14 protein-coding genes are annotated in these 13,245 nt (G+C 38.1%); 4 read left to right on the top strand and 10 right to left on the bottom strand.

All coding sequences use genetic code 11. From position 1 onward, the window contains the following. The first annotated feature begins 1 nt into the window (after position 1). Entirely contained in the window at positions 2-856 is an 855-nt protein-coding gene (locus JO178_RS11750) for a GLPGLI family protein (protein WP_291935639.1), read from the top strand. 47 nt (positions 857-903) lie between these two features. Here JO178_RS11750 and JO178_RS11745 read toward each other — a convergent pair whose 3' ends face one another. Continuing rightward, positions 904-1,767, bottom strand: coding sequence for a neutral zinc metallopeptidase (locus JO178_RS11745; protein ID WP_291935637.1), 864 nt, complete (start codon positions 1,765-1,767; stop codon positions 904-906). 77 nt (positions 1,768-1,844) lie between these two features. Here JO178_RS11745 and JO178_RS11740 point away from each other — a divergent pair, with 77 nt between their 5' ends. Genes JO178_RS11740 through JO178_RS11730 form a run of 3 tightly spaced genes read left to right on the top strand, consistent with a single transcriptional unit; the run spans position 1,845 to position 3,641 of the window. Continuing rightward, a complete protein-coding gene (locus JO178_RS11740; RefSeq protein ID WP_291935636.1) occupies positions 1,845-2,171 on the top strand; it encodes a hypothetical protein in 327 nt (108 codons plus the stop codon). A 2-nt stretch (positions 2,172-2,173) separates the two neighbouring features. Further along, positions 2,174-2,506 carry a hypothetical protein gene (locus tag JO178_RS11735; RefSeq protein ID WP_291935635.1) on the top strand — a complete coding sequence of 111 codons (333 nt, stop codon included), beginning with the start codon at positions 2,174-2,176 and terminating at the stop codon, positions 2,504-2,506. A gap of 4 nt (positions 2,507-2,510) precedes the next feature. Then, complete coding sequence (locus tag JO178_RS11730) at positions 2,511-3,641, top strand: glutathionylspermidine synthase family protein (RefSeq protein WP_291935634.1); 1,131 nt, start codon at positions 2,511-2,513, stop codon at positions 3,639-3,641. Here the strand turns inward: JO178_RS11730 and JO178_RS11725 are convergent. The 9 genes from JO178_RS11725 to nrfD all read right to left on the bottom strand — a co-directional run bounded on the left by JO178_RS11725 (position 3,631) and on the right by nrfD (position 13,224). Continuing rightward, complete coding sequence (locus JO178_RS11725; protein ID WP_291936430.1) at positions 3,631-5,709, bottom strand: alkaline phosphatase family protein; 2,079 nt, start codon at positions 5,707-5,709, stop codon at positions 3,631-3,633. The genes JO178_RS11730 and JO178_RS11725 overlap by 11 nt on opposite strands. 250 nt (positions 5,710-5,959) lie before the next feature. Beyond that, positions 5,960-6,478, bottom strand: coding sequence for a 6,7-dimethyl-8-ribityllumazine synthase (gene ribH, locus JO178_RS11720; RefSeq protein WP_291935633.1), 519 nt, complete (start codon positions 6,476-6,478; stop codon positions 5,960-5,962). Between the two features lie 3 nt (positions 6,479-6,481). Beyond that, a complete protein-coding gene (locus JO178_RS11715) occupies positions 6,482-7,189 on the bottom strand; it encodes a tetratricopeptide repeat protein (RefSeq protein WP_291935632.1) in 708 nt (235 codons plus the stop codon). 193 nt (positions 7,190-7,382) lie between these two features. After that, entirely contained in the window at positions 7,383-7,919 is a 537-nt protein-coding gene (locus tag JO178_RS11710) for an adenine phosphoribosyltransferase (protein WP_291935631.1), read from the bottom strand. Next, positions 7,920-9,122, bottom strand: a complete 1,203-nt coding sequence (locus tag JO178_RS11705) for a hypothetical protein (protein ID WP_291935630.1) — start codon at positions 9,120-9,122, stop codon at positions 7,920-7,922. 168 nt (positions 9,123-9,290) lie between these two features. Next, positions 9,291-10,622 carry a quinol:cytochrome C oxidoreductase gene (locus JO178_RS11700; RefSeq protein ID WP_291935629.1) on the bottom strand — a complete coding sequence of 444 codons (1,332 nt, stop codon included), beginning with the start codon at positions 10,620-10,622 and terminating at the stop codon, positions 9,291-9,293. A gap of 8 nt (positions 10,623-10,630) precedes the next feature. Continuing rightward, positions 10,631-11,317 (bottom strand): cytochrome c, encoded by a 687-nt coding sequence (locus JO178_RS11695; protein ID WP_291935628.1) that lies wholly within the window; start codon positions 11,315-11,317, stop codon positions 10,631-10,633. Between the two features lies 1 nt (position 11,318). Continuing rightward, entirely contained in the window at positions 11,319-11,840 is a 522-nt protein-coding gene (locus tag JO178_RS11690; protein ID WP_291935627.1) for a DUF3341 domain-containing protein, read from the bottom strand. After that, entirely contained in the window at positions 11,827-13,224 is a 1,398-nt protein-coding gene (nrfD, locus tag JO178_RS11685; RefSeq protein WP_291935626.1) for an NrfD/PsrC family molybdoenzyme membrane anchor subunit, read from the bottom strand. The genes JO178_RS11690 and nrfD overlap by 14 nt, the downstream gene beginning before the upstream one ends. Positions 13,225-13,245 lie beyond the last annotated feature (21 nt).

Below are 13,245 nucleotides of genomic sequence, written 5' to 3'. Positions count from 1 at the left end.
CATGAAAAAATTAGGCATTATAGTTCTTGCATTGTTGATGCAGCATATTTCTGCACAGACAAACAGATTTGTATATCAGGTAACGATGAAGCCTGATGCAGAAAATAAAACAGATATTAAAACAGAAAATGCATATCTGGATATCTCTCCGGAGAAATCGGTCTTTTATTCTGAAAATAGAATTAAAAGAGATTCTGTTATGCAAAAGGCTTTTCAGGGTGGTGGTGGAAGAGGAAGTATCAGCAGGGATCAGATGGAAAGCCTGAGATCAAATATTAATTATTCGGTTGAAAAAGATAAAACCAATCAAAAAATCTTTTTTAAAGACCGTATAGGAAGGGATATTTATTCTTATGAAGAAGACAGACCCATTAACTGGATAATTTCATCTGAAACCCGAAAGATAGGAGAGTATAAGGTTCAAAAGGCAGAGACAGATTTTGGAGGAAGAAAATGGACGGCCTGGTTTACAACAGATTTACCATATCAGGACGGGCCCTATAAATTTGGAGGACTTCCCGGTTTAATTGTAAAGGTGGAAGACGATAAAGGAGATTATTCCTTTGATCTGATGAAGAATTATAAAATTGCAGAATTACCAAATATGAATCAGTTTGGAAATACCATTAAGGTAAAAAGGACAGATTTTGTAAAACAACAGCAGAAATTCATTGCAGATCCTATGTCATTCATGAACCAAAGTGGAGGACAGGGAGGTTTTTCCACTACCATGAGAATGGGTGGCGGAAGAGGTCAGGGTGGTGGAAATCAAAATCCTGCGGATATGAAAAAGAGAATGGAAGACAGAGTAAAGGGGGAAGCCAAGAAAAATTCTAATCCGATTGAATTGCAATAAATAAAAAACCTGAAGAAAATCCTTCAGGTTTTTTTATGTATCTTGGTTTACTTCAGAAGCTGATTAAAGGTATCGCCTTGTCTGATGTCTCCGGTATTGTATCCTTTCATAAACCATTCTTTACGTTGTGCGGATGATCCGTGGGTAAAGCTTTCCTGGTTAACATATCCCTGAGCTCTTTTCTGAATATTATCATCTCCCACTGCTTCTGCCGCATCTATTGCGGACTGAATGTCTCCGGGTTCCAGAATATGCTTGCTGTCATTTGTTCTTTTTGCCCAGACTCCGGCATAAAAGTCTGCCTGTAATTCTGTGGCCACGGAAACTCTGTTCATTTCAGCTTCAGAATATCTTCCGCTTCTTCTTAGTGCATCTACTTTCTGTGTAGTGCCTAAAAGAGTCTGAACGTGGTGGCCAACTTCGTGGGCCAGAACATAGGCTACTGTAAATTCCGTAACTTTAGCCCCGAATTTCTGCTGAAGTTCATTAAAGAAACTCATGTCCATATAAACCTTTTGGTCGGCAGGGCAATAGAAGGGGCCCATTGCAGACTGGGCAGTACCACAAGCTGATTGTGTCGTATCTTCAAAAAGAACTACGGTGGGCTCTGTATAGTTCATCCCATTTTCTTTAAACACTTTATCCCAGGTTTGGGTATTCCATGTCGCCATCATCTCTACCATATCGCCGATTTTTTTTTCACCGGCTGAAAGCTCTCTTTTTTCACTGGCTCCCGAAGAAGACTGTACACTTCCTGAATTTAAAATACCGGAAGGGTCACCACCCAAAAAGAAAACAATTGCTGCTATAATTAAGGTTCCGAGGCCTCCGCCTACGATCATACCGCCACCTCCGCCTCCGGAGCCACGGCGATCGTCAACGCTTGCGCCTCTGTCGTCTGTCCATTTCATATTAGAATTTTTTTGCCTTGTAAATTTAAAATAATATCATCACTAAATGACTACTTTTGTTAAAAATTAAAGCCAAAGTGAGAAAATTAAAATTTTACTTTTTGTTGCCGGGAATGATGTTTTTTGCAGCTTGCAGCAAACAAAAGGAGGATGAAGTAAGTTCGGTAAATAAAGAAGCGGCTATTGAAACAGAGCTTTCCGTGGAACATCTGGATAAGGTAGATCTGCTGGTTACCAGACACCGGATCTGGAGAGACAATAAGCTCTTGAAAGAAATTATAAAAAAAGATACCATTCCTGCATTGAGAAGTGGTTTTCAGGCGGTTCCGGACAGCAGCTCTGCGGCGGGTTACCGTATTAAAGAAATGAAAGATGATTATGAATTCTATATTACCGTTCAATAATTATGAAAAAATCAAGTTCTGTCAAATTGCTTTTCGTGACCGGTTTACTGGTGGCGTGTTCTGAAGAAAAACCTAAAAATGACTGGGGAAAGGAGAAGAAAGTGTATATGAGATCAGATACTACGGCTGCTTATACCAGATCACACGGGTTCATTCCCGGTTACTATACGTATCGTGCTTTTCGTCCGTATGGAGCCTATTATCACGGAGAGTATTATAAAGCCGGATATTACAGTGATGCTGTAAGTTCCAAGTCTAATGTAGGAAGAAGCTCCTATAAGGGAAGTATTGTCAGAGGCGGGTTAGGAAGAAGTGGTTTCAGAGCATCATCATAAGGATATGGAAAGAATACAATCAGCATTTAGAAAGAACTGGGAGCATAAACTTGAGAACCTGGGATTTGGGTATCATTCCCTTGAAGGGCTTTACTGGGATGAAAGCCATTATTATCAGTTTTCTATGCGTGAGATTACCACTATTGAAAAGGCCACAGCAGAATTATGGGATATGTGTCTGGAGGCGGTAGATCATGTTATTGCCAATGGTCTTTGGGACAGGTTTAATATCCCTTTATGGTTTAGAGATTATATTGTTACCAGTTGGGAAGAAGACCATCCTGCTATTTACGGGCGGTTTGATTTTGGGTTTGACGGTAGCAATTTGAAACTGCTGGAGTTTAATGCAGATACCCCGACTTCTCTTTACGAATCTTCGGTGGTACAATGGTATTGGCTTCAGGAGCTGTTTCCTTATAAGGATCAGTTTAATTCTATTCATGAGAAACTTGTGGATTACTGGAAGTATCTTAAAAATTATATGAATCCGCACTATATCTATTTTACATCATTAACGAATATTGAGGACGTCACTAATGTGGAATATATGAGGGATTGTGCTTCTCAGGCTGGTTTTGATACTGAGTTTATTGCAATCCAGGATATCGGATGGGCAGAAAATATCGGAGAATTTATTGCAAAAGATGATCTGATTATGGAGTATATTTTTAAACTCTATCCTTATGAATGGATTCTGGCTGACGGTTATGGTGAGAAGCTCGTAAAGAATGGTTTCCGGTCACAATGGATGGAACCGGCCTGGAAAGTTTTACTTTCATCTAAAGCGATTCTTCCTGTTCTTTGGGACTTATATCCGGATCATCCTTATTTATTGGAAGCCTATTTCGAACCGGGACATCTGAAAAACTATGCTAAAAAACCGGTATATTCGAGAGAAGGGGCAAACGTTGTTTTATACAAAGACGATATTGTTATTGAAGAAAATGGCGGAGACTATGCCAAAGAAGGTTTTATTTATCAGCAATTATTTGATCTTCCGGAATTTGAAGGAAATTATCCTGTTATAGGAAGCTGGGTGATAGGCCAGGAGCCGGCAGGAATTGGGATCAGAGAGAGTACTCACCTGATCACCAATAATCAAAGCCGTTTTATGCCTCATTTAATTAACGATTAAGTTGTTTTGTTTTAAGCCAGTAAGAAGTAGACTGATAAGCAGAAATAGTTTCGTCTATCAGTTTTTGATCCTTATCCTTCAGTAATTTTTCGTTATAATACAGTTTAAATTCAGGAGCCAGATCACTTTTTTCAAGGTCTAAAGAGTATTGTTTTACTTTTTTTACCGGAGAAATAATGGTTAAACGATTATCTTTTACCAAGCCAAGATCCTGATAAGTTGCAATATAAGCCTTGGGCTGGAATTCTTTTTTGAAGACATCCTGACCCAGAAATTTAGATTGATAGCTGAAATTAAGTAATCCGAAAACAGTTGGCATCAGATCGATCTGGGACATCAGTGTACTGAATTTCTGAGGCTGTATAAATCCTTCTGAGAAAATCATCGCAGGAATTCTGTATTTGTCCATAGGAAGTTCGGTTTTTCCTGCACTTGAAGCACAATGATCTGCGATAATAACGAAGACGGTATTTTTATACCAGTCCTGTTTTTTAGCCATATCGAAGAAGAGTTTCAATGAGTAATCCGTATATTTTACTCCTCCTTCACGGGATTTTGCGGTTCCCGGAATATCAATCCTTCCATCCGGATAAGTAAAAGGTCTGTGATTGGATACCGTCATCCAGTGGTTAAAAAAGGGTTTTCCTGATTTTGCTTCAGCATTCATTACCTGAATTGCTTTTCTTGCCATATCTTCGTCAGCAACACCCCATACATTAGCAAAAGTGATCTCTTCAGGTTTAAAATTATTTCGGTCTACAATACCATATCCGTTTCCGGCAAAAAAATCCTGCATATTATCGAAATAGCTGTATCCGCCGTATAGAAATCTTACATCATACCCTTTAGATTTGAAGACGCTTCCTGTTGTGAATTTATTTTTATTGTCATTTCTTTTAATAACACTCTCTCCGGCTGTAGGAGGAATACACAGCGTTAAAGCTTCCAGTCCGCGTACTGTTCTGTTTCCTGTTGCATACAAGTTGGTGAAAAACAAGGACTTGTCAGCCAGGCTATCTAAGAATGGCGTTATTTTTTCTTTGTTTCCGTAATGTTCCATAAAATCTGCAGAAAGGCTTTCAATAGAAATCAGAACAACATTTTTCTTGGCTTCCGGCTGTTCTGCGATAATATTTCTTGAGAGTGTATGCTGAGAAAACTGACTTAATAAATTTTGTTCTGCCTGTTTCTGGTTAATCTGTGAATAAAACTGGAAATAATCCAGTTCGTTATGAGTAAAAGCCCAATAAAACTTAGGAATTCCATTGGCTTCAATTTCGTCTGCAAATACATTGTCTGATTTGATTTGCATTAATGAAGGTATGGCCACAAGACTCAGTGCGCATAGCACAATAAATGATCCTAATAAAACCATCTTCTGCTTGAAGTCCGGTAGTTCCAGAAGTTCATTTTTGGTCTTCTTATAGATAACCCATGTGATGGATAAGGTGACAATCATGATGCCTGAAAACAAAGGAACTACGGGATAACTCTCCATAATATTCCCGATGACTTCATTGGTATATATCAGATAGTCTACCGCAATAAAGTTATAACGTACTCCAAATTCATTATAGAAAAAATATTCACTTACCCCGTTAAAAATAATGACCAGCACATAAAGTAATAGCGTGGTGAAATATAATACATTGCGGATTTTAATTCTCTGAGTAGGAAGGAAAAGCATAAGTCCGAAGAAAAGTGTCTTTATTCCCACGAAGCTAAGAGCAACTTCTGTTATTGAACCTCCGTATTGTTTAAAAATATTATTGGGTATAAGCCATATATACAGAAAAAATAATACTAAAGCTCCAAAAATAGCATAACCGTAAGGTTTTTTATACTTTGAGTTGGAAAGAAATAAAAAATAAACGGCGAGCAGTGAACTGGCCAGTATGAAGACAAATATGTCATTGATAAGTCCTACCAGAAGTACTTTTACCACTTCAAAAAAACCAAAACTAGCTGTAGTGATGGGATGGAAAAAGAATATTGTTCTTATTATCAACGAAATAATAAGATAGAAAATTCCAAGATAAAGGAACGGTTTTATTTTTCTTAAAAACATGTACTTATTATCTAAATTAGTTTTCACAAAGATAGTTTTTGTGTGCAACTTTTAACGGAAAAAAATGAAAACATCCTGTTTATTAATGATATTTTATGAATCTTTAAGAAGTCCTTTTATCCGAGGCAAAATTTCCTGTGTCATAATGTTGACCTTCCGGTACCGTTTTATTGAAGAGGCAGGTTGTATAGAATAATAAAAGGCTGCCCATATTGGAGACAGCCCTTTATTAATGTAGTGGTTGATCGGTTTATGAATGTCCGAAACCGATATTTCCTTTTTTATCAGATAATTTCTTTTTGAAATCAATCATTCTAAGGGCAGTCACAGCAGCTTCCACTCCTTTGTTCCCTAAATCACCACCGCTTCTTGCGATAGACTGTTCTTTGTTATCATCTGTCAGTACACAGAAGATGGTAGGAGTATCCGTCATGATATTACAATCCTTAATCCCTTGTGCTACGGCAGAACAAACGTAATCAAAATGAGGCGTTTCTCCACGGATTACGCATCCTATAGAAATTACTGCATCATATTTTCTTTCTTTGCAAAGCTGCATACTTGCATAGCTTAATTCAAAAGCTCCGGGAACAGGAAAAAGTTTAATATTTTCAGATTTTACTCCTTCTTTTTCAAGAATTTCCAATGCTGCATCACGAAGATTGTATGTTACAAAATCATTCCACTCAGAAAAAACAATGCCGATAGAAAAATCTTCGGCATTCGTTATATGAAGTGGCTTGTAATCGGAAAGATTAACTGTTGCCATGTTTTAATAATATTTAGTCATTTCAATGTAAGAATCAGACATTCCGTTGTCATAATCCAGATATTTCTCATCAATGGTAGAGAAGTATTTTTTAGCTTCCGTGTTTTTCTTAAGCCCTAATGCTACAATACCTGCTTTTCTGGTAAAGAAATAAGTCGTATACGGATCATCAGAAGCTGTTGCTGCTTTGTCTAATAAAGCTAAAGCTTCATCATTTTTATTAAGACCAGATTTAGCATCAGCCATCGCTCCGTACTTCATTGCCATTAACGTTTTGTTATCAGAAGAAAATTTATCCAGAAGATCATAAGCTTCCTGAAATTTTCCTTCTTTGAATTTCAATAAACCAGCGTTATAAGCAGAAAGCTGGCCTACATTTGTTCCTGAATAATCGTTATATGTACCTACGAAACCCGGATTAGCAGCAGATTTTCCACCTAAAGCTTCTTTATCTTTACCTTCTGTAAGGTTTTTTTGAGCAGCAAGGAAACTTTTTACAGCTTCAGTATTTTTAGGAGCAACGATAAATTGCTTGTATGCGAAGAATCCTAAAACACCTAAAATTAAAGCTCCTAATACAACACCTAAAGGTTTTGAATATTTTTCAAGAAGCCTTTCAGCATTTAAAGCCTCTCTGTCAAGGTCTTTAAAGAACTCAACTGTTTCTTTACCTTCTTGCTCGTTCTGAGCATTCTTACCCAATTTTGCCATAAGTTTTTAAAAATTGAATTGCAAATTTAATTGTTTCTGAATGATTTACAAAATACTTTATCGGGATTATTATGTAAATGTTGTGAATTTGTACCTATTCACACTAAAAACACTTCGGCTCCGCTCATCATGGACTGTCTGAAACGAGTGATAGCCATATTGAGCGAAGCCGAAGCATAGGTTTATATATTTCTTAATATTCTAAAATAGGGTAAACTTCGGCACCGAATTTCTTCAGTTTTTCATCTCCATTCAGTCCTTTCAATCCGATAAGGAAACTAAACTGAGAAACAGTAGCACCTTGTTTCTCTACCAGTTTTGCCGCAGCTTCTGTTGTTCCGCCTGTCGCTAAAAGATCATCATGAATCAGAACTCTCTGGCCTTTTTTTATTTGTCCCTCGCGGGTTTCTATGACGGCACTGCCATATTCCAGATCATAGCTTTCCGAAATTACGGGTGGCGGAAGTTTTCCTGCTTTTCTGATCAGGATGAAAGGAACTTCTAAAGCAACCGCAATGGCGATTCCAAAAAGATAGCCACGGCTTTCAATTCCGCAGACTGCATCTACTTTTCCTTTACTGAAAGCGGCAAGATCTGCAATCACTTCTTCGTAAAGTTTTGGATCTAAAAAAATGGGTGAAATATCTTTAAACTGTATTCCCGGTATTGGAAAATCAGCAATATTTTCAATAGTATTTTCTAGTTTTCTGATCAGTTCTGCTGAAGCCATTTATGGATTGATTTTATAGCTGGAAATTTTCCAGTCACCGTTTACATTTTTAAGTCCGAAAGTCACTTTTAAAGAGGTTGTCTTACCACTTTTATCGGTTACATCATAAGTGGCATTTACACTTGCTCCGTTTGGATTGGTAGCATTGGTGGTAATGTTTTTTACACTTACGTTTTTCACAGATCCGAAGCCTGAGGTCGGATTAGAGAAAGACTCATAGCTTCCCCAGCTTGGATTATTGGATACTTCATAAGCTGATTTTAAATTTTGAGAGCTTACACTGTTTAAGAATTTACTTACGGTATTTTTAGGATCTGTTGCTGGCTGTTTTGGGGCAGCAGGTGTTGCGGGTGTCGCTGTTCCCGGTTCTGTGGTGGCAGAAGGAGTCGCAGTGGGGTTATTAGGATCCACTACAGCACTTGGCTGTTGAGGAACTGCAGTCGTATCAGTTTTAGGAACTGCCGGTACTTTCAGAGCAGCAGCGTTGACATCAAGTCCTATTTTAGACATTTTAAAAGTCTTGGCTGTTGTTTTTACTGAAACCGTAATATCGATTTTATTGTCTACTACTTTTGCCGCAGGTATTGAAGAGAACTTCAGGTTGAATCCTTTGAAGTTATTATCCTGCATCAGGTTTTTAGCGGTAGCCAGTTTTACTCCGTTGCTGAAAACTTCTAAAGTAGCTTCCAGTCCGGCACCGGTGAATGATACAGGATTTCCTGCAGCATCTACAAGCCTCGGAACGATCTGAATTGCCGTGGGAGCTCCGCTTCCGTCATCTCCCGTAGGTCTGGTCACAAGACTTAAGGCTCCGGCTTTGACATCATTCGGATCACTTTCTTTGGCTTTATCATCTCCGAAGATATTCATTTCTCCAAGTGATGGAGGGGCAGTGCTTGCCCATTCAATTCCATTTTTCTGAGCCACTTCGTCAGCTAGGGACATAATCTCAGGAACTTTTTTTCCGTCGATCAGTTTTCCAAGGGCTTTTAGTTCATTGATATCTCCATCAGCTTCTACACCGAATGTTTTAAGGATATAAAGAGCTTCATTAAACTTAATCTGTTTAATGGTTGGCAGGCTGGAAGTCATATCATTGATACTCGACTGCAGCGTTTTAGTATTCGTAGCATCTACATGATCTTTCTTACATGCTGTGAAAAGCAAGAGACTGAAAACAAGTAGAAAAGAAAACTTTTTCATTTTTATTTGGTTTGTTGCAAATTTAATAAAACCTTTATTAATACTAGGTTTTTATTTTTTGTTTTGTTGTTCTTTTAAATCGTTCTAAAAAAAGAACTTAAGAGATGTCATAAAAAAAGGTTGGCCACTGAATGACCAACCTTTTTAAATTTATTTTATTATAAGTCCTTAGAAAGGATACTCATAAATTTCAGATTCGTGTAAGAATGGGTTTCCTGTAGGGATCAACTTCAGTTTAGATAAAGCTGAAAGTACAGTAAACATAAATAATCCGGCTACGAACAGGATAGCTCCTAAGATTAATAAGAATACTTCAGGAGTGTTCCAGTATGGTCCTACCGTTCCCGGCATTACCATGTTGAAGTAATCTAAAATGTGTCCTAAGATCACTACTACAGCCATCGTAGTTACTACTTTGTAATTTCTCTTGATGCTGCTGCTTACTAATACCAATAATGGTAATAAGAAGTTGATGATCAGCATTGGTAAGAAAGTAGGAGAGTAGTGCTGGAATCTTCCGAAGAAGTAGTTTACCTCTTCCGGAACGTTGGCATACCAGTAAAGCATAAACTGAGCGAACCATGTATATGTCCAAAGCATACTTGTTGCGAAAAGGAAAACTCCTAAATCGTGTAAGTGGTTGTCATTGAACTGTGGTAAGAAACCATTTTTCTTAAGGTAAACACTTAATAAGATGATTACAGCAATACCACTTGAAAGGCAGCTAACCATGGAATACCAGATATACATTGTAGAATACCAGTGAGGGTCAATAGACATCAACCAGTCCCAAGCCCAAGCTGCAGAAGCAAATCCGAAGAATACGATATATCCTACTGCCCATCTGTAAAGCATCTGATATTCAACTTTAGATTTAGTGTCATCTACTTTCTTAGACTGAGCTTTTAATTTCCATGCAAAGAAAGAAGCACCTACTACATAAATGATTGTTCTGATAGCATAGAAAGGTATGTTTAAGAATCTTTTCTTTTCGAATAAAATAACATCGAAATGAGCGGAGTCAGGGTTTGTTAATTCCGGATCCATCCAGTGGAATAAATGGCCATTGTGCGTGATATTTAAAATCATCATAATAACCAGAATAGCACCTCCATAAGGAATATAAGAAGCAATAGCTTCCATTACTCTTGTAATGATAATTGGCCAACCAGCGTGGGCAGCGTGCTGAATGCAGTAAAAAAACAATACAGCACAACTCACTCCAAAGAAAAAGACAGCTACAAAGTGTAACGATGCCAACGGCTGATTGTGAACCTGAAGTTCAGCGTGCTCTAAATGAGCTGCGTGGTCCTGTGGCCCAACCATTTCACTTGAGTGTGTAGGAGCGTTATGACCTGAAGCATGAACAGCTTCCATCATTTGTTCTATCTTCTCAGTAGAAAGTCCTTTATTCATAAAGAAACCAATACCAAACAGAACTAAACCTACAACAAGAAGTATTATAGAAGTTGATTTTAATTTTGGTGAAAAACTATACATTTCTTTTCTTATTTTTTAGTTTCGGTAGTCGTTTCAGTTGCTGGTGCTGCCGCTGTAGCTGCTGCCGGTGCTGCTGCTCCTTTTTTGAAAGCACTCATCACATACATAGCCACTCTCCATCTGTCTCCTGCATTCAATTGTCCTGCATAAGAACCCATAGCATTTCTACCGTTTGTTAATACATAATGAACAGATCCTACAGTAATTTCTCTGTCAGCATAATTAGGAACTCCTGAGAATGCTCCGCTTTGTACGATAGGTCCTTGTCCATCTCCTCCTGTTCCGTGACATGCAGCACAAGTGTGATCAAACAATACTTTTCCTCTTTCAAGATCCTTAGCCGCATTGGCAGGATTTAAAGGAGATACCGTAAGCTTTTTAGAAGCATCATATCCTGCATTGTACTGATCTACATTTTTAGGAAGTAAACCTTCTTCAAAAACTCCGTCTTTATTTTGAGCTACTGATCCTTCTACAGGAGAAAGACCTGTTGCACCATTATTTTTAACGAAAGCAGGAATTTCATTTTCATGATCTGAATAAGCATCCTGAGCTTTCATCAACGGATCATAGGCTACCGGAAAATACATGTCCGGGAAATAAACCAACGGTGTATTTTCTTTCGGTCCGCAAGAGTTAAGTAAAACTGTTGTTAAACCTAAAACTGCTGTAATTTTTAATACATTCTTTTTCATTTTAAGCGTCTTTAACAGTTATTTCTTCAACTCCCGTTTCAATTAGCAACTGTTTTACAGATTCTACATCTTCAGTTACAAATTCCATCATGAATTTATCGTCAGTAGTTCTTGGATCAGGATTCTGAGCCGGCGCCCCCGGATACATTTTATTTCTAAATAAGAAAGTTAAAGACATCATGTGAGCTGCACAGAATACCATCAATTCGAACATTGGAACTACGAATGCCGGCATGTTGTGTCCCCAGTCAAATGCTGGTTTTCCACCAATGTTCTGAGGCCAGTCATGGTTCATTACATACCAGGTTAAAGTAGCACCAATAGTCACTCCATAACAAGCGTAGATGAAAGCAGCATCAGAAATTCTGGTTTTCTTTAATCCTAAAGCTTTGTCTAGTCCGTGAACCGGAAACGGAGTATACACTTCGTTTATTTTGATTCCTTTATCGTTGAATGCCTTAACGCCGTTCATTAAATCGTCGTCGTCAGCATAAAGTCCGTATACAATTTTAGTGGTGCTCATCTCCTTCTTTTGCTTTATAAGTTTCACCTGAGATTTTCAAAATCGATTTTAATTCAGCCTGTGCAATTACAGGGAATGTTCTTGCGTATAATAAGAATAATACAGAGAAGAATCCGATAGTTCCTAAGTATACACCCACATCAATGATCGTTGGCTTAAACATTGTCCATGATCCTGGTAAGTAGTCTCTTGAAAGGTTGATAACGATGATATCAAAACGCTCAAACCACATACCGATGTTGATAATCAATGCAACGATGAACGTCCAGATAATATTTGTTCTTGCTTTCTTAAACCAGAAAGAAGCCGGAATCACAAGGTTACAGATGATCAAAGACCAGAAAGCCCACCAGTAAGGTCCTACTGCAGCACCTGGTGAAAGGTACGTAAAGTCTTCAAATCTTGATCCTGAATACCATCCGATGAAATATTCAGTAGCATAAGCTACCGTTACCATACCTCCTGTAAGAACGATTACGATGTTCATAATTTCGATATGATACATAGTAATATATTCTTCTAAGTGACAAACTTTTCTTGCTACCAACAATAGAGTCTGTACCATTGCAAATCCTGAGAAAATCGCACCAGCAACGAAATAAGGAGGGTAGATAGTTGAGTGCCATCCTTTAATTACTGAAGTTGCGAAGTCAAAAGATACGGTAGTGTGTACTGAGAATACAAGCGGAGTTGCTAAACCTGCAAGAACCAAAGAAAGTTCTTCGAATCTTTGCCAGTGTTTTGCTTTACCACCCCAACCAAATGCAAGGAATGTATAAATTTTTCTAGTCCAAGGAGTTTTCGCTCTATCTCTGATCATTGCAAAGTCAGGGATTAATCCCATAAACCAGAATACAGTTGATACTGAGAAATACGTGGAGATTGCAAATACGTCCCAAAGTAGAGGAGAGTTAAAGTTCCCCCAAAGAGAACCGAACTGGTTTGGTAAAGGGAATACCCAGTATCCAACCCAAACTCTACCCATGTGAATTACAGGGAAGATTGCTGCCTGTACAACCGCAAAGATCGTCATCGCCTCTGCAGATCTGTTTACAGACATTCTCCATCTCTGTCTAAATAATAATAATACTGCTGAGATTAGGGTCCCGGCGTGACCGATACCTACCCACCATACGAAGTTGGTAATATCCCAACCCCAGTTAATAGTTCTGTTAAGCCCCCATGCTCCAATACCTGTCCCGATCGTATAAGCGATACAGCCGAATCCATAGAGAAATAGAACTAGTGCAGCATATAATGAAATCCACCATAATTTACCTGCTCTTTCTTCGATAGGTCGTGCAATATCTTCTGTGATATCGTGATAAGTTTTGTGACCAATAATTAGAGGTTCCCTTATCGGAGCTTCGTAATGTCCTGACATTTTTTACCTATTTATTATTTA

The organism is Chryseobacterium sp. (assembly GCF_019236175.1).
Classification (GTDB): Bacteria; Bacteroidota; Bacteroidia; order Flavobacteriales; family Weeksellaceae; genus Chryseobacterium.
Note: the sequence above shows the minus strand (reverse complement) of the source record. Positions and strands in the feature narration are given on the sequence as shown.

Bases quoted from the DNA above. Each gene is read 5' to 3' on its own strand.
- JO178_RS11735 (WP_291935635.1), top strand. From the start codon at position 2,174: ATGAAAAAATCAAGTTCTGTCAAATTGCTTTTCGTGACCGGTTTACTG.
- JO178_RS11695 (WP_291935628.1), bottom strand. From the start codon at position 11,317: ATGAAAAAGAATGTATTAAAAATTACAGCAGTTTTAGGTTTAACAACA.
- JO178_RS11710 (WP_291935631.1), bottom strand. From the start codon at position 7,919: ATGGCTTCAGCAGAACTGATCAGAAAACTAGAAAATACTATTGAAAAT.
- JO178_RS11690 (WP_291935627.1), bottom strand. From the start codon at position 11,840: ATGAGCACCACTAAAATTGTATACGGACTTTATGCTGACGACGACGAT.
- JO178_RS11730 (WP_291935634.1), top strand. From the start codon at position 2,511: ATGGAAAGAATACAATCAGCATTTAGAAAGAACTGGGAGCATAAACTT.
- JO178_RS11715 (WP_291935632.1), bottom strand. From the start codon at position 7,189: ATGGCAAAATTGGGTAAGAATGCTCAGAACGAGCAAGAAGGTAAAGAA.
- JO178_RS11750 (WP_291935639.1), top strand. From the start codon at position 2: ATGAAAAAATTAGGCATTATAGTTCTTGCATTGTTGATGCAGCATATT.
- ribH (WP_291935633.1), bottom strand. From the start codon at position 6,478: ATGGCAACAGTTAATCTTTCCGATTACAAGCCACTTCATATAACGAAT.
- JO178_RS11745 (WP_291935637.1), bottom strand. From the start codon at position 1,767: ATGAAATGGACAGACGACAGAGGCGCAAGCGTTGACGATCGCCGTGGC.
- JO178_RS11705 (WP_291935630.1), bottom strand. From the start codon at position 9,122: ATGAAAAAGTTTTCTTTTCTACTTGTTTTCAGTCTCTTGCTTTTCACA.
- JO178_RS11700 (WP_291935629.1), bottom strand. From the start codon at position 10,622: ATGTATAGTTTTTCACCAAAATTAAAATCAACTTCTATAATACTTCTT.
- nrfD (WP_291935626.1), bottom strand. From the start codon at position 13,224: ATGTCAGGACATTACGAAGCTCCGATAAGGGAACCTCTAATTATTGGT.
- JO178_RS11725 (WP_291936430.1), bottom strand. From the start codon at position 5,709: ATGTTTTTAAGAAAAATAAAACCGTTCCTTTATCTTGGAATTTTCTAT.